The organism is Pseudomonas sp. AP3_22 TE3818 (assembly GCF_053628995.1).
In genome coordinates, this window is the sequence record NZ_JBRJHL010000001.1 from 1,161,054 (window position 1) to 1,176,029 (window position 14,976).

Sequence of the window (14,976 nt, forward strand, 5' to 3'; positions counted from 1 at the left end):
CTCGTGTCTCTGATCGCTTCTGACCACTTCCGCATCGTTGTCGGCCTCGGCAAGAGCGGCATGTCCCTGGTTCGCTTCCTGGCGAACCGGGGCGTGGCGTTTGCCGTGGCCGATACGCGGGAAAATCCACCGGAACTGGCCACGCTCAAGCGTGACTATCCGCACGTGGAAGTGCGTTGTGGCGAGCTGGACGTCGAATTCCTGTGCCGCGCCGACGAGCTCTACGTGAGCCCCGGCCTGGCGCTGGCGACCCCGGCCCTGCAGGCCGCCGCCGCACGTGGCGTGAAATTGTCCGGTGACATCGAACTGTTCGCGCGTAACGCGAAGGCGCCGATCGTGGCCATCAGCGGTTCCAACGCGAAAAGCACCGTCACCACCCTGGTCGGCGAAATGGCGACGGCGGCGGGCAAGCGTGTGGCCGTCGGCGGCAACCTCGGTACCCCGGCGCTGGATCTGCTGCGCGACGACGTCGAGCTGTACGTGATGGAGTTGTCGAGTTTCCAGCTGGAAACCACCGATCAACTCAACGCCGAAGTGGCGACCGTGCTCAACGTCAGCGAAGACCACATGGACCGTTACAGCGGTCTGCCGGCCTATCACCTGGCCAAGCACCGGATCTTCCGGGGTGCCCGGCAGTTCGTGGTCAATCGCCAGGATGCCCTGAGCCGTCCGTTGATCGGCGAGGGCCAGCCGTGCTGGACCTTCGGCCTGAGCAAACCCGATTTCAAAGCCTTCGGCATCCGTGAAGAAGACGGCGAGAAATACCTGGCCTTCGAATTCCAGAACCTGATGCCGGTGCGTGAATTGAAGATTCGTGGTGCCCACAACCAGTCCAACGCCCTGGCAGCCCTGGCCCTGGGCCATGCGGTCGGCTTGCCGTTCGATGCCATGCTGTCGAGCCTGCGCACCTTCGCCGGTCTCGAGCATCGCTGCCAATGGGTCCGCGACCTCGACGGCGTGGGCTACTACAACGATTCCAAGGCCACCAACGTCGGTGCCGCGCTGGCCGCCATCGAAGGCCTGGGCGCGGATATCGACGGCAAGGTCGTGCTGATCGCCGGCGGTGACGGCAAGGGTGCCGAGTTCAAGGACCTGCGCGATCCGGTGGCGGCCAACTGCCGCGCCGTGGTGTTGATGGGCCGCGACTCGGACAAGATCGGCGAGGCCATTGGCGACGCCGTTCCGCTGATCCGCGTCTCTTCCCTGGTCGAAGCCGTCGAACAATGCCGCGCCGCCGCCCAGCCGGGCGACGTGGTACTGCTGTCGCCTGCCTGCGCCAGCTTCGACATGTTCAAGAACTACGAAGACCGTGGTCACCAGTTCGTCCACGCCGTGGAGGATCTGGCATGAGCCTGAAAGGCATCATCAAGCCGTATCCATCGCCGCTCATCACCGGGCGCGGTATCGACCTCGACTTCCCGATGCTCGCCGGTTGCCTGGCGCTGCTCGGCCTGGGGCTGATCATGATTGCCTCGGCATCGACCGAAGTGGCGGCCGTGCAGTCTGGCAGCGCGCTGTATTACATGATCCGCCACCTTATTTACGTGGTGCTGGGCCTGGGTGCCTGCATCGTTACCATGATGATCCCGATTGCGACCTGGCAACGTCTGGGGTGGCTGATGCTGCTGGGGGCGTTCGGCTTGCTGGTGATGGTGATCATTCCGGGGATTGGCCGTGAGGTTAACGGCTCGATGCGCTGGATCGGCTTCAGTTTCTTCAACGTCCAGCCTTCCGAGATCGCCAAGGTGTTCGTGGTGATCTACCTCGCCGGTTATCTGGTGCGTCGCCAGAAGGAAGTGCGTGAAAGCTGGATGGGCTTCTTCAAACCGTTCATCGTACTGCTGCCGATGGCGGGCCTGCTGCTGATGGAGCCGGACTTCGGTGCCACCGTCGTGATGATGGGGGCCGCGGCGGCAATGCTGTTCCTTGGCGGCGTGGGGCTGTTCCGTTTTTCCCTGATGGTGGTCCTGGCCGTCGGCGCGGTGGTGCTGTTGATTCAAATGCAGCCATATCGAATGGCGCGTCTGACCAACTTCGCGGATCCGTGGGCCGACCAGTTCGGTGCCGGTTATCAGTTGTCCCAGGCATTGATCGCTTTCGGTCGCGGCGAATGGCTGGGCGTTGGCCTGGGCAACAGCGTGCAGAAACAGTTCTACCTGCCGGAAGCCCACACTGACTTCGTGTTCTCGGTCCTGGCCGAAGAGCTGGGGGCGGTGGGTTCGCTGTGCACCGTGGCACTGTTCGTCTTCGTGTGTATTCGTGGCATGTACATCGGATTGTGGGCCGAGAAGGCCAAGCAGTTCTTCGCTGCCTATGTTGCCTACGGTCTGTCGTTCCTGTGGATCGGCCAGTTCCTGATCAACATCGGCGTGAACGTCGGCCTGCTGCCGACCAAGGGCCTGACCCTGCCGTTCCTCAGTTACGGCGGCAGTTCGCTGGTGATCTGCTGTGCCTGTCTCGGCTTGTTGCTGCGCATCGAGTGGGAAAGTCGAACCCACCTGGGCAGCGAGGAGATGGAGTTCCATGAGAGCGACTTCGCCGAGGAGCCGCACCATGGGCGCTAACGTGATGATCATGGCCGGCGGTACCGGTGGCCACGTGTTCCCGGCGCTGGCCTGTGCCCGCGAATTCCAGGCGCGCGGCTATACCGTGCACTGGCTCGGTACCCCGCGTGGCATCGAGAACGATCTGGTGCCGGCAGCCGGCATCGAACTGCACCGGATCAACGCCAGCGGTCTGCGGGGCAAGGGCAAGCTGTCGCTGCTCAAGGCACCGTTCATGTTGTTCAAGTCGGTCTGGCAGGCACGGGCGATCATTCGTCGTCTGCAACCGGTCTGTGTCGTGGGCTTTGGTGGCTTTGTGACCGGCCCTGGCGGTGTCGCAGCCAAACTGGCCGGCGTGCCGGTGATCGTTCATGAGCAGAACGCCGTGGCCGGTACCGCCAATCGGTTGCTGGTGCCGTTGGCCGCCCGAGTCTGTGAAGCGTTCCCCGACACCTTTACCCTGTCGGACAGCCGCCGGACCACCGGTAACCCGGTGCGCACCGAGCTGTTCCTCGAGACATCGCGACCAGCCCTGGCCGGTCGCAAGGCGCGATTGCTGATCCTGGGCGGAAGCCTGGGCGCAGAACCGTTGAACAAGTTGCTGCCTGAAGCCCTGTCGCAAGTCGCTGCCGACTTGCGTCCGGAAGTGTTCCATCAGGCCGGCAAAAACCACGATGAAGTGACTGCAGAGCGCTATCGCGCGGCTGGCGTCGAGGCGCAGGTGCAGCCCTTCATCAAAGACATGGCCCAAGCCTACAGCTGGGCCGACCTGGTGGTTTGTCGCGCAGGCGCGCTGACCATCAGTGAACTGGCCGCCGCCGGTCTGCCCTCGATGCTGGTGCCTTTGCCCCATGCCATCGACGATCACCAGACCCGCAACGCCGAATATTTGGCCCGTGAAGGCGCAGCCTTCCTGATGCCACAAAGAACGACTGGCGCAGCGGATCTTGCCGCTCGTCTGACAGAGGTCCTGATGCAACCACAACGACTCAACGAAATGGCTACCGCGGCACGCCGCCTCGCCAAACCCGATGCCACCCGTAACGTCGTCGATAGCTGCCTGGAGGTGGCCCATGGTTGAGAGTCAGAAAGCCATGCCGCAACCGGAAATGCGCCGCATCCGTCGCATCCACTTCGTCGGTATCGGCGGTGTGGGCATGTGCGGGATCGCCGAAGTGTTGCTGAACCTGGGATACGCCGTATCCGGTTCCGACCTGAAGGCTTCGCCGGTGACCGAACGCCTGGAGTCCTTCGGCGCGCAGATCTTCATCGGCCATCGCGCCGAGAACGCCGCTGCCGCCGACGTGCTGGTGGTGTCGAGTGCCGTGAACACCTCCAACCCGGAAGTCGCAACCGCACTGGAACGCCGTATTCCGGTGGTGCCGCGTGCCGAAATGCTGGCTGAGCTGATGCGTTATCGCCACGGCATCGCCGTTGCCGGTACCCACGGCAAAACCACCACCACCAGCCTGATCGCTTCGGTGTTCGCGGCCGGTGGCCTGGACCCGACGTTCGTGATCGGTGGCCGGCTGAATGCCGCGGGCACCAATGCCCAGCTCGGCACCAGCCGCTACCTGATCGCCGAGGCCGACGAAAGCGACGCCAGCTTCCTGCACTTGCAGCCGCTGGTGGCCGTGGTCACCAACATCGATGCCGATCACATGGCGACCTACGACGGCGACTTCAACAAGCTGAAGAAAACCTTCGTCGAGTTCCTGCACAACCTGCCGTTCTACGGTCTGGCGGTGGTGTGCCTGGACGATCCGGTGGTGCGTGAAATCCTCCCGCAGGTCAAGCGTCCGACCGTGACCTACGGCTTCGGCGAAGACTGCGACGTGCGCGCCATCAACGTGCGCCAGCAAGGCATGCAGACCTTCTTCACCGTGCTGCGCCCTGACCGCGAACCACTGGATGTGTCGGTGAACATGCCGGGCAACCACAACGTATTGAACTCGCTGGCAACCATCTGCATCGCCACCGACGAAGGCGTCAGCGATGAAGCCATCGTCCAGGGCCTGTCCGGCTTCCAGGGTGTTGGCCGACGCTTCCAGGTCTACGGCGAACTGCCGGTGGACGGCGGCAACGTGATGCTGGTCGACGACTACGGTCACCACCCGACCGAAGTCGCGGCCGTGATCAAGGCCGTACGCGGTGGCTGGCCGGAGCGCCGCCTGGTGATGGTCTACCAGCCGCACCGTTACAGCCGCACCCGTGACCTGTACGACGATTTCGTCAATGTGCTGGCCGACGCCAACGTGCTGCTGCTGATGGAAGTCTATCCGGCCGGCGAAGAGCCGATTCCGGGAGCCGACAGCCGCAAACTGTGCAACAGCATCCGTCAGCGTGGCCAGCTCGACCCGATCTACATCGAGCGTGGTGTCGACCTCGCGCCAGTGGTCAAGCCGCTGCTGCGTGCCGGCGACATCCTGCTGTGCCAGGGCGCCGGTGATATCGGCGGTCTCGCACCGAAACTGTTGAAAAGCGAGTTGTTCGCCGGTGCCGTTGCCGCACCGGAGAAGGGGAAGTTGAAATGACTGCTACCTACGCCAACCTGTTCTCCACGATCGCGCCGAAAGACTTCGGCCGCGTCGCCGTGCTGTTCGGCGGCAAGAGTGCCGAGCGCGAAGTGTCCCTGAAATCGGGCAATGCGGTTCTTGACGCGCTGCTAAGCGCCGGTGTCGACGCGTTCGGCCTCGACGTGGGCGATGACCTGCTGCAGCGTCTGCTCAATGAAAAAATCGACCGCGCCTTCATCATCCTCCACGGTCGTGGCGGTGAAGACGGCAGCATGCAGGGTCTGCTCGAATGCCTGGGCATTCCGTACACCGGCAGCGGCATCCTGGCGTCGGCCCTGGCCATGGACAAACTGCGCACCAAGCAGGTCTGGCACAGCCTGGGCATTCCGACGCCACGTCACGCAGTCCTTTGCAGCGAGGCCGATTGTATTTCGGCAGCGACGGAACTGGGCTTCCCTTTGATCGTCAAACCGGCCCATGAAGGTTCAAGTATCGGTATGGCCAAAGTGAGTTCCGCGTCCGAATTGATCGACGCATGGAAAGCGGCCAGTACCTACGATTCGCAAGTGTTGGTCGAGCAATGGATTCACGGTCCGGAGTTCACCATCGCCACCCTGCGTGACCAGGTGTTGCCTCCGATTGCCCTGGGCACGACGCACAGCTTCTACGACTACGACGCCAAGTACATCGCCAACGATACCCAGTACCGCATTCCTTGCGGTCTGGAGAGCGCCAAGGAACAGGAACTCATGGACCTCACGGCGAAAGCCTGTGAAGCGCTGGGTATCGCCGGTTGGGGCAGGGCAGACGTGATGCAGGACGCCGAAGGGCAGTTCTGGTTCCTGGAAGTCAACACCGCACCGGGCATGACCGATCACAGCCTGGTGCCGATGGCGGCCCGTGCCGCCGGTCTGGATTTCCAGCAACTGGTCCTGGCCATTCTGGCCGAGAGCGTTGCCGGCAATGCTGCCGGTCACCAAGAGTCGACGAGAGGTTAAGGCCATGCAAGGCGCTCAGCTCAGACATCAGCCTCCCGCACCCGGCCGCAAGCCGGTGCCACGGGGTGCCAGCCGAATGGTGGCCAAAGAGCCGATGTCCGCGCGCCTGCCGAAAGCCAACTTCGGTTTTCTCAAAGCGTTGTTCTGGCCGGTGCTGCTGGTGGCCCTGGGGTTCGGTACTTATGAAGGCGCGACACGCTTGTTGCCGTATGCCGACCGGCCGATCACCAGGATCAATGTGCAGGGCGACCTGAGTTACATCAGCCAGCAAGCGGTGCAGCAGCGGATCGCCCCGTACGTGGCGTCGAGCTTCTTCACCATCGACCTGGAGAGCATGCGTACCGAGCTTGAAACGATGCCATGGATTGCCCACGCCGAAGTGCGTCGGGTGTGGCCGGATCAAGTGGTGATCCGCCTGGAAGAACAACTGCCGGTGGCCCGTTGGGGCGACGAGTCGCTGTTGAACAACCAGGGCCAGGCCTTCACCCCGCGCGAGCTGGCGAACTACGAACACTTGCCTCAACTGTTCGGCCCGCAGCGGGCCCAGCAGCAGGTGATGCAGCAGTACCAGGTGTTGAGTCAGATGCTCCGGCCTCTGGGCTTCTCGATTGCGCGCCTGGAGTTGCGTGAACGCGGCAGCTGGTTCCTGACCACCGGACCCGGCAGTGCCGGCCCGGGGATCGAACTGCTGCTCGGACGCGGCAACCTGGTGGAAAAGATGCGCCGCTTCATCGCCATCTATGACAAGACGCTCAAAGAACAGATTACGAACATTGCGCGCATCGATCTGCGCTACGCCAACGGCCTCGCTGTTGGCTGGCGGGAACCTGTAGCGCCCACGGCAGCCCAACCCGCTGTCGCGAAGAATTAAGAAGAGGCAGGACCCATGGCAAACGTGCAAAGCGGCAAAATGATCGTCGGTCTCGATATCGGCACCTCCAAGGTGGTGGCGCTGGTAGGCGAGGTCGCGGACGACGGCACGCTGGAAATCGTCGGGATCGGTACCCATCCGTCCCGTGGCCTGAAAAAAGGCGTGGTGGTGAATATCGAATCCACCGTGCAATCGATCCAGCGCGCCATCGAAGAAGCGCAGTTGATGGCCGGTTGCCGCATTCACTCGGCGTTCGTCGGCGTGGCCGGCAATCACATCCGCAGCCTGAACTCCCACGGCATCGTGGCGATCCGTGATCGCGAAGTCAGCTCGGCCGACCTCGAGCGCGTGCTCGACGCTGCCCAGGCCGTGGCGATCCCGGCTGACCAGCGCGTGTTGCACACCTTGCCGCAAGACTACGTGATCGATAACCAGGAAGGCGTCCGTGAGCCGCTGGGCATGTCCGGCGTGCGTCTGGAAGCCAAGGTCCACGTGGTCACCTGCGCCGTCAATGCCGCGCAGAACATTGAAAAATGCGTGCGTCGCTGCGGCCTGGAAATCGACGACATCATTCTCGAGCAACTGGCTTCCGCGTATTCGGTACTGACCGATGACGAGAAAGAGCTGGGCGTGTGCCTGGTGGACATCGGTGGCGGCACCACCGACATCGCGATCTTCACCGAGGGTGCGATCCGTCACACCGCCGTCATCCCGATTGCCGGCGACCAGGTGACCAACGACATCGCCATGGCGTTGCGCACTCCGACCCAGTACGCCGAAGAAATCAAGATTCGCTATGCCTGCGCCCTGGCCAAACTGGCCGGTGCCGGTGAAACCATCAAGGTGCCAAGCGTTGGCGACCGTCCGCCACGCGAACTGTCCCGCCAGGCCCTGGCCGAAGTGGTCGAGCCGCGCTACGACGAACTGTTCACGCTGATCCAGGCCGAACTGCGCCGCAGCGGCTACGAAGACCTGATTCCGGCCGGCATCGTGCTGACCGGCGGTACCGCGAAGATGGAAGGTGCCACTGAACTGGCCGAGGAAATCTTCCACATGCCGGTGCGCCTGGGCGTGCCGCATGGCGTGAAAGGTCTGGATGACGTGGTACGCAACCCGATCTATTCCACCGGCGTCGGCCTGTTGATGTACGGCCTGCAGAAGCAGTCCGACGGCATCTCGTTCTCGGGCATCGGCAGCCGCGACAGCTACAGCAACGAAGAGCCGCAGGCTCCGCTGCTGGACCGCCTGAAGAAGTGGGTCCAGGGCAATTTCTGACGATTTACCGCAACACCGTTACACCGAAGCACGCAGTAGGCGAAAAAACTAGAGAATGTAAAGGAGAGGGAAAATGTTCGAACTCGTAGACAACATCCCCGCAAGCCCGGTAATCAAAGTTATCGGTGTCGGCGGTGGCGGCGGCAACGCTGTCAACCACATGGTCAAGAGCAACATCGAAGGCGTCGAGTTCATCTGCGCCAACACCGATGCTCAAGCGCTGAAAAACATCGGCGCGCGTACCATCCTGCAACTGGGTACCGGCGTGACCAAGGGCCTGGGCGCTGGCGCCAACCCTGAAGTCGGCCGTCAAGCCGCTCTGGAAGACCGTGAGCGCATTGCCGAAGTCCTGCAGGGCACCAACATGGTGTTCATCACCACTGGCATGGGCGGTGGTACCGGTACCGGTGCTGCGCCGATCATCGCCGAAGTGGCCAAGGAAATGGGCATTCTCACCGTTGCGGTGGTGACCCGTCCGTTCCCGTTCGAAGGCCGCAAGCGTATGCAGATCGCCGACGAAGGCATCCGCATGCTCTCCGAAAGCGTCGACTCGTTGATCACCATTCCCAACGAGAAGCTGCTGACCATCCTCGGTAAAGACGCCAGCCTGCTGTCGGCTTTCGCCAAGGCTGACGATGTACTGGCCGGTGCCGTTCGCGGTATCTCCGACATCATCAAGCGTCCGGGCATGATCAACGTCGACTTCGCCGACGTGCGTACCGTGATGAGCGAAATGGGCATGGCGATGATGGGCACTGGCTGCGCCAGCGGTCCGAACCGCGCACGCGAGGCCACCGAAGCGGCCATTCGCAACCCGCTGCTGGAAGACGTGAACCTGCAAGGCGCTCGCGGCATCCTGGTAAACATTACCGCCGGTCCGGATCTGTCTCTGGGTGAGTACTCCGACGTGGGTAGCATCATCGAGGCATTCGCTTCGGAACACGCGATGGTCAAGGTCGGTACCGTTATCGATCCGGACATGCGCGACGAGCTGCACGTGACTGTCGTTGCAACCGGTCTGGGCGCTAAAATCGAGAAGCCTGTGAAGGTCATCGACAATACCGTTCACACTTCGATGGCTGCACAGCCACAACAACAGGCCCCTGTTCGTCAGGAAGCTCCAGCGGTGAACTACCGTGACCTGGACCGTCCGACCGTCATGCGCAACCAGGCCCAGGCCGGTGCTGCGACTGCCGCGAAGATGAATCCGCAAGATGACCTGGACTACCTGGACATCCCGGCTTTCCTGCGTCGTCAGGCCGATTGATGAAATGTATCAGGGCTATGAAGGTGATTGGTGTTCAGCAAAGGCGTGGTCTGCTATCATCGCCAGCCTTTGTTGATACCAGTTCGCAATTTGCGCTGAAGCGGCCCATGCCATGATTAAACAACGCACCCTGAAGAATATTATCCGTGCCACAGGTGTCGGCCTGCACTCCGGGGAGAAGGTCTATCTGACCCTCAAGCCAGCGCCTGTCGACACCGGCATTGTGTTTTGTCGCGCCGACCTCGATCCCGTGGTGCAGATTCCTGCCCGCGCGGAAAACGTCGGTGAAACCACTATGTCGACCACGCTCGTTAACGGTGACGTCAAAGTGGACACGGTAGAGCACTTGCTCTCGGCCATGGCAGGCCTGGGCATCGATAACGCCTACGTCGAGCTCTCCGCGTCCGAAGTCCCGATCATGGATGGTAGCGCCGGACCTTTCGTATTCCTGATTCAATCGGCTGGCCTGGAAGAACAGGACGCCGCCAAGAAGTTCATCCGCATCCTGCGTGAAGTGACAGTGGAAGATGGCGACAAGCGCGCTACTTTCGTCCCTTTCGAAGGGTTCAAAGTGAGCTTCGAGATCGATTTCGATCACCCGGTTTTCCGTGACCGCACCCAAAGTGCAAGCGTGGATTTTTCCAGCACTTCGTTCGTAAAAGAAGTCAGCCGCGCCCGTACCTTTGGTTTCATGAGTGATATCGAGTACCTGCGCAAGCACAACCTCGCACTCGGCGGCAGTGTTGAAAACGCTATTGTGGTCGACGCCGATGGCGTACTGAACGAAGACGGCCTTCGTTATGAAGACGAATTCGTGAAGCACAAGATTCTCGATGCAATTGGTGACCTCTACCTGCTGGGCAATAGCCTGATTGGTGAGTTCAAGGGCTTCAAGTCCGGCCACGCACTGAACAACCAGCTGCTGCGCAAGTTGATTGAGCAGACAGATGCCTGGGAAGTCGTGACGTTCGAAGACGCCAGCACTGCACCGATCTCTTACATGCGCCCGGTTGCGGCCGTGTAAGCAAAAAACCTCTCTAGTTTTTTAAAGGCTACCTTCGGGTGGCCTTTTTTTATGCCCGAAGTTCGTAGTGCCTGGGCTGGCCTCATCGCGAGCAAGCTCGCTCCCACAGATGATTGCATTCCCCTGTGGGAGCGAGCTTGCTCGCGATGGCGTCCTCCCATCCAATGAAAATCCTATTTGGCACAAACGACCCGGTTCCGCCCCCTCTCCTTGGCCTGATACAGCGCCTTATCCGCGCTGAACAGCAACTGTTCGAGGGTGATTTCGCTGGCCGCCGTCCAGGTGGCAATACCGATACTCACGCTCATCGGTTGCTCACCGGCGTCGACCAGTGGCAGTTTTTGCACCGCCTCACGAATATGCTCGGCAATCTGCCGTGCACCGTCACTGCCTGTTTCGGCCAGGACCACCGAAAACTCTTCGCCCCCGTAGCGCGCCACCAGGTCTGTGGGGCGGTGGACATTGGCACTGATGACCTCGGCCAATGCCCGTAACGCTTCGTCGCCGGCCTGATGCCCGTGCCGGTCATTGAAGGCCTTGAAGTGATCGGCATCGATCATCAGCAACGACAACGGCTTGCCACTGCGCTGCGCGCGAAACCATTCATGGCGCAGGGTCTGATCAAGGGATCGACGGTTGGCCACGCCGGTCAAGGCATCGGTGGCCGCCAGTTGCGACAATTCCTGCTCGGCATTCTGGCGCAGGCGCAACTCGCGGCAGAGCAGCCAGGTCAACCACAGCAAACCGATGCACAAAACCCCGGTAGCACCGCTGATCACATAGGCCGTACGGTTCCAGGTGGCGAACACCTCATCCAGAGAAAGGGCCACGATGACCGTCAGCGGCAGGTTGCCGACCCGGGTAAAGGTGTACAAGCGCCGTTGATGGTCGACGCTCGACACGCTTTCGAAGGTGCCATTGCGCTCCTGCAGCATGCGTACGACGTTGGGGCGGCTGGAGAAGCTTTTGCCGATGGAGTTCGGTTCCCGGTACGGTTTCTGCGCCAGGAGGATTCCGTCATTGTCGATGATGCCCAGGGTGCTGCCGGTGCCGATGTCGAGGCTGTTGAACAACTGATCGAAGTAGCTCATGCGCATCGAGGCGACCGCGACCCCCAGAAACTCCCCTGTGGGCGAGGAAATGCGCCGGCTGAAACTGATGCGCCATTCGTCGCTGTCATCGCAGTCACAGCGCGGCTTGAACGGTCGGCTGATAAACATGCCGGTGTCACGATTGAAGACATGGGCCAGGAAATAATCGCGGTCAGCGAAGTTACCCGGTTTCGGTTCGATCAACGATGAGTCGGCCAGCACGTCGCCGTGCTTGTCCAGCAGCAGGATGTCGCCCTTGTAGCGTGCGGTGGTGGAGCGGTCGAACAGCGCCAGATGACGAATCTGCGGAGAAACCTGTTTCAGGTCGTCCCGTTGGGCGGCGGCGATCAGGCCCTGCAAGGTCAGGTCATAGAGCTCGACCGTACGCAGGACATCGGCATCGATCAGTTGCGCAATGGTGGTCGCGCTGCGTGTGGCGGTCTGCTGGGCGTAGGCGTGTTCACGGATCAGCAGAAAAGTGACGATGCACAGGATCGAGATGACCGTCAGGGTGCTGCCGAAGATCACCATGATCTCGGGTCGCCCGGACGGGCCTTGAAAATGTGGGAGGCGGCTTGCGGTCATAGGGCTGACGTCTGCTAAAGGGACGCTGTAAGCGTAGTTGCATTAACGTAGCAGCCGGGTGAATCGTGCCTGTTGCTCGAACCATTGAGCAATGGCGTGGGCATCAGCGCTTGTCGTTGCGAAAATTGCAATGAAAGTTGAATCGCCACGATAAAAAAAGCCGCTGAAAAAGCAGCGGCTTTGCAGACAACTTTTCAAAGGGAAGAGCCGATGAAAAGTGTCGAGGGAAACGGGAGTGAACGGAGCGTATCAGCTGTCCTTCTCGACCTGTGGCAGGGCCTGAGTGGTCGAGGCTTGCGGGGCTTGGGCCTCTTGCGCAGCCTTGGCCGTCATCTCGATCTGCTGCTCTTCGAACGCTGCAGCGCGTGCGGCGTTATGTGCGACGAAAGTCTGCGATTCTTCCGCCATCGCCAGCGGCGACAGGAACAAAGAGGACAAAACGAAAGCGCTGGCAATACCCATACTGTTGGACATCTTTAAAACCTTCTTGCTTGGCAAGTGCTGTTTGGTGCGGGCAAAGATAAGGATCTTGTGCGAGGGGAAAAAGAGCGGATTCATGAAAGGACTGTTACAGCAAGAGCAAAGATCGATTGGAGGGAACACACATTCACTGTGGCGAGGGGGCTTGTCGGACCGCCGCACCGCCCCGTTCGGCGGCGAAGCCGTCGTAAATCCGGTATGCAAGGTATATCAGATAAACCGTGGATGTAGGTTTTGGGGCCGCTGCGCAGCCCAACGGGGGCAAGCCCCCTCGCCACAGGGGTGTGTCCTTCAGACAGGAAGATGAATGCCGAAGGTATTCATCCCATGGTCACTGCGCACGAACACATCGCCGCCATGCATCAACGCAATCGCCTTGACGATGGCCAGCCCAAGGCCATGGTTGTGGCCGCTGTTGCTGCGCGATGCATCGACCCGGTAGAAACGCTCGAACAGCCGTGGCAGGTGTTCGCGGGCTATCGGTGAGCCGGGGTTGGCGACGCCGATGCTGACCTGATGTTCTGCAGCTTCAATGTGCACTTCAATCACCTGACCGGGCGCGGTGTGCTGCACCGCGTTGTTCAGCAGATTGATCAACGCCCGGCGCAGATGGGCGATCTCGATGCTCACTTGCGCGTCACCCCTGACCTCTACCTGGACCTGAGCGTCCTCGAGAATGAAATCCAGGTATTCCAGGGTCGTGGCCACCTCATCGGCCAGCGACGTGGACGTCAATCTGGTTGCCTTGCTCCCCTGATCGGCACTGGCCAGGAACAGCATGTCGTTGATGATCGAACGCAGCCGCTCAAGCTCTTCGAGATTCGATTGCAGCACTTCGAAGTAATGCTCGGCGGAGCGTCCGCGGGTCAAGGCGACCTGGGTCTGGCCGATCAGGTTGGTCAGTGGCGAGCGCAGTTCGTGGGCGACGTCGGCATTGAAGGATTCAAGGCGTGAGTAGGCCTGCTCGACCCGCTCCAGGGTCGAGTTGAACGAGCTGACGAACTGATCGAGCTCCGGCGGCAACGGTGACAATCGCAAGCGTCCCGAGCGCAACGGCGGGGCCAGGCGCCGCGCTTCCTGGGACAGTTTGATCAGCGGCTTGAGGCCGATCCGCGCCACCCAGTAACCGAGTGCCGAGGCCAGCAGTACGCCGACAATCGCCAGGCTGATCAGCGCAATCAACAGTTGATGCTGGGTATGGAAAAACGTCTCGGTGTCGATGGCGATCATGAAGCGTAGCGGTGGGCGCTGGTCCTTGGCCGGGAACTCGCTGACCAGCACTTTCAGCGGATAGGGGTGATCCGGCAGATGCATGTCGCGCATACCCAGTGGCCCTTGGGCAAAGGTGCGGATCTGCGGGGTCAGGTTGCCGTATTCGTAATGGGAATCTCCGCTGATGATCCAGAAGCTGATGCGCTTGTCTTCTTCGCTCAGCAGGTTGAGCTTGTTGTTGATCTTCACCCAATGCTCAGGCGTGCCGTAACGGCCGACCGTGGATTCGAGCACGCTGTAGCGCGCGTCCAGCTCGGCTTCGGGCAACAGGCCCAGGCCTTTGTCGACCTGCTGGTACAAGGCCCAGCCAATCAACAGGAACACCAGCAGCGCCACCAGCGTGAACATCCCGCTCAGGCGCAAGGCGATGCTGTTACTGGACACCACGGCTCTCCAGCACATAACCCATGCCGCGAATGGTGTGCAGCAGTTTCTCTTCGAACGGTCCGTCGAGCTTGGCCCGCAGGCGTTTGATCGCGACTTCGACGACATTGGCGTCACTGTCGAAATTGATGTCCCAGACCATCTCGGCGATGGCGGTTTTCGAGAGTATTTCACCCTGGCGGCGCGCCAATACGCTGAGCAGCGAGAACTCCTTGGCGGTCAGGTCCAGCCGTGCGCCACCCCGGGTCGCCTTGCGGCTGATCAAATCTATCCACAGGTCGGCGATGCTCACTTGCACCGGTTCATGACCGCCGCTGCGTCGGGTCAGCGCTTGCAGGCGTGCCACCAGCTCAAGGAAGGAAAACGGTTTGCCCAGGTAATCATCAGCGCCGTCACGCAGGCCCCTGATGCGATCTTCCACACGTTCGCGGGCGGTGAGCATGATCACCGGGGTCTGCTTGCGCGCACGCAAGGCGCGCAACACGCCGAAGCCGTCGAGGCCTGGCAACATCACGTCGAGGACGATCACCGCGTAGTCGCTTTCCAGCGCCAGATGCAGGCCTTCGACCCCATCCCGCGCCAGGTCCACGGTGTAACCCTGTTCCGTCAGGCCGCGGTGCAGATAGTCCGCGGTTTTTTCTTCGTCTTCGATAATCAGGACGCGCATGAC

At 61.2% G+C, this 14,976-nt stretch carries 13 protein-coding genes; 9 read left to right on the top strand and 4 right to left on the bottom strand.

The features are described from left to right. The first annotated feature begins 3 nt into the window (after positions 1 to 3). The 9 genes from murD to lpxC all read left to right on the top strand — a co-directional run bounded on the left by murD (position 4) and on the right by lpxC (position 10,494). Complete coding sequence (gene murD / locus AB7M25_RS05575; RefSeq protein WP_454237047.1) at positions 4 to 1,350, top strand: UDP-N-acetylmuramoyl-L-alanine--D-glutamate ligase; 1,347 nt, start codon at positions 4 to 6, stop codon at positions 1,348 to 1,350. Beyond that, positions 1,347 to 2,564 (top strand): putative lipid II flippase FtsW, encoded by a 1,218-nt coding sequence (ftsW, locus tag AB7M25_RS05580; RefSeq protein ID WP_429518540.1) that lies wholly within the window; start codon positions 1,347 to 1,349, stop codon positions 2,562 to 2,564. Before murD ends, ftsW begins: the two co-directional genes overlap by 4 nt. After that, a complete protein-coding gene (gene murG, locus AB7M25_RS05585; RefSeq protein WP_046041926.1) occupies positions 2,554 to 3,624 on the top strand; it encodes an undecaprenyldiphospho-muramoylpentapeptide beta-N-acetylglucosaminyltransferase in 1,071 nt (356 codons plus the stop codon). The genes ftsW and murG overlap by 11 nt, the downstream gene beginning before the upstream one ends. Then, positions 3,617 to 5,077, top strand: coding sequence for a UDP-N-acetylmuramate--L-alanine ligase (gene murC, locus AB7M25_RS05590; protein WP_057713364.1), 1,461 nt, complete (start codon positions 3,617 to 3,619; stop codon positions 5,075 to 5,077). Before murG ends, murC begins: the two co-directional genes overlap by 8 nt. Next, a complete protein-coding gene (locus tag AB7M25_RS05595) occupies positions 5,074 to 6,057 on the top strand; it encodes a D-alanine--D-alanine ligase (RefSeq protein WP_454237048.1) in 984 nt (327 codons plus the stop codon). The genes murC and AB7M25_RS05595 overlap by 4 nt, the downstream gene beginning before the upstream one ends. 4 nt (positions 6,058 to 6,061) lie before the next feature. Beyond that, entirely contained in the window at positions 6,062 to 6,928 is an 867-nt protein-coding gene (locus AB7M25_RS05600; RefSeq protein WP_429385130.1) for a cell division protein FtsQ/DivIB, read from the top strand. 15 nt (positions 6,929 to 6,943) lie between these two features. Beyond that, a complete protein-coding gene (gene ftsA / locus AB7M25_RS05605) occupies positions 6,944 to 8,203 on the top strand; it encodes a cell division protein FtsA (protein ID WP_007972611.1) in 1,260 nt (419 codons plus the stop codon). A gap of 73 nt (positions 8,204 to 8,276) precedes the next feature. Continuing rightward, entirely contained in the window at positions 8,277 to 9,470 is a 1,194-nt protein-coding gene (gene ftsZ / locus AB7M25_RS05610) for a cell division protein FtsZ (protein WP_007972612.1), read from the top strand. Positions 9,471 to 9,582: 112 nt separating this feature from the next. Next, a complete protein-coding gene (gene lpxC / locus AB7M25_RS05615; RefSeq protein WP_007939852.1) occupies positions 9,583 to 10,494 on the top strand; it encodes a UDP-3-O-acyl-N-acetylglucosamine deacetylase in 912 nt (303 codons plus the stop codon). 173 nt (positions 10,495 to 10,667) lie between these two features. Here lpxC and AB7M25_RS05620 read toward each other — a convergent pair whose 3' ends face one another. From AB7M25_RS05620 to AB7M25_RS05635, 4 genes are all read right to left on the bottom strand, one after another. Continuing rightward, positions 10,668 to 12,170, bottom strand: a complete 1,503-nt coding sequence (locus AB7M25_RS05620) for a sensor domain-containing diguanylate cyclase (RefSeq protein WP_429385128.1) — start codon at positions 12,168 to 12,170, stop codon at positions 10,668 to 10,670. A gap of 249 nt (positions 12,171 to 12,419) precedes the next feature. Then, positions 12,420 to 12,644, bottom strand: coding sequence for a hypothetical protein (locus AB7M25_RS05625; RefSeq protein ID WP_429385126.1), 225 nt, complete (start codon positions 12,642 to 12,644; stop codon positions 12,420 to 12,422). 297 nt (positions 12,645 to 12,941) lie between these two features. Beyond that, positions 12,942 to 14,306 (bottom strand): heavy metal sensor histidine kinase, encoded by a 1,365-nt coding sequence (locus AB7M25_RS05630; protein ID WP_429518549.1) that lies wholly within the window; start codon positions 14,304 to 14,306, stop codon positions 12,942 to 12,944. Further along, positions 14,296 to 14,973: a heavy metal response regulator transcription factor gene (locus AB7M25_RS05635; RefSeq protein ID WP_102698516.1), complete on the bottom strand. Its 678-nt coding sequence runs from the start codon at positions 14,971 to 14,973 to the stop codon at positions 14,296 to 14,298. The genes AB7M25_RS05630 and AB7M25_RS05635 overlap by 11 nt, the downstream gene beginning before the upstream one ends. Positions 14,974 to 14,976: the final 3 nt, after the last annotated feature.

What these genes read in the sequence shown, in the direction of transcription:
- ftsW (WP_429518540.1), top strand. Translation starts at nt 1,347, where the DNA reads ATGAGCCTGAAAGGCATCATCAAGCCGTATCCATCGCCGCTCATCACC.
- murG (WP_046041926.1), top strand. Translation starts at nt 2,554, where the DNA reads ATGGGCGCTAACGTGATGATCATGGCCGGCGGTACCGGTGGCCACGTG.
- murC (WP_057713364.1), top strand. Translation starts at nt 3,617, where the DNA reads ATGGTTGAGAGTCAGAAAGCCATGCCGCAACCGGAAATGCGCCGCATC.
- AB7M25_RS05595 (WP_454237048.1), top strand. Translation starts at nt 5,074, where the DNA reads ATGACTGCTACCTACGCCAACCTGTTCTCCACGATCGCGCCGAAAGAC.
- AB7M25_RS05600 (WP_429385130.1), top strand. Translation starts at nt 6,062, where the DNA reads ATGCAAGGCGCTCAGCTCAGACATCAGCCTCCCGCACCCGGCCGCAAG.
- ftsA (WP_007972611.1), top strand. Translation starts at nt 6,944, where the DNA reads ATGGCAAACGTGCAAAGCGGCAAAATGATCGTCGGTCTCGATATCGGC.
- ftsZ (WP_007972612.1), top strand. Translation starts at nt 8,277, where the DNA reads ATGTTCGAACTCGTAGACAACATCCCCGCAAGCCCGGTAATCAAAGTT.
- lpxC (WP_007939852.1), top strand. Translation starts at nt 9,583, where the DNA reads ATGATTAAACAACGCACCCTGAAGAATATTATCCGTGCCACAGGTGTC.
- AB7M25_RS05620 (WP_429385128.1), bottom strand. Translation starts at nt 12,170, where the DNA reads ATGACCGCAAGCCGCCTCCCACATTTTCAAGGCCCGTCCGGGCGACCC.
- AB7M25_RS05625 (WP_429385126.1), bottom strand. Translation starts at nt 12,644, where the DNA reads ATGTCCAACAGTATGGGTATTGCCAGCGCTTTCGTTTTGTCCTCTTTG.
- AB7M25_RS05635 (WP_102698516.1), bottom strand. Translation starts at nt 14,973, where the DNA reads ATGCGCGTCCTGATTATCGAAGACGAAGAAAAAACCGCGGACTATCTG.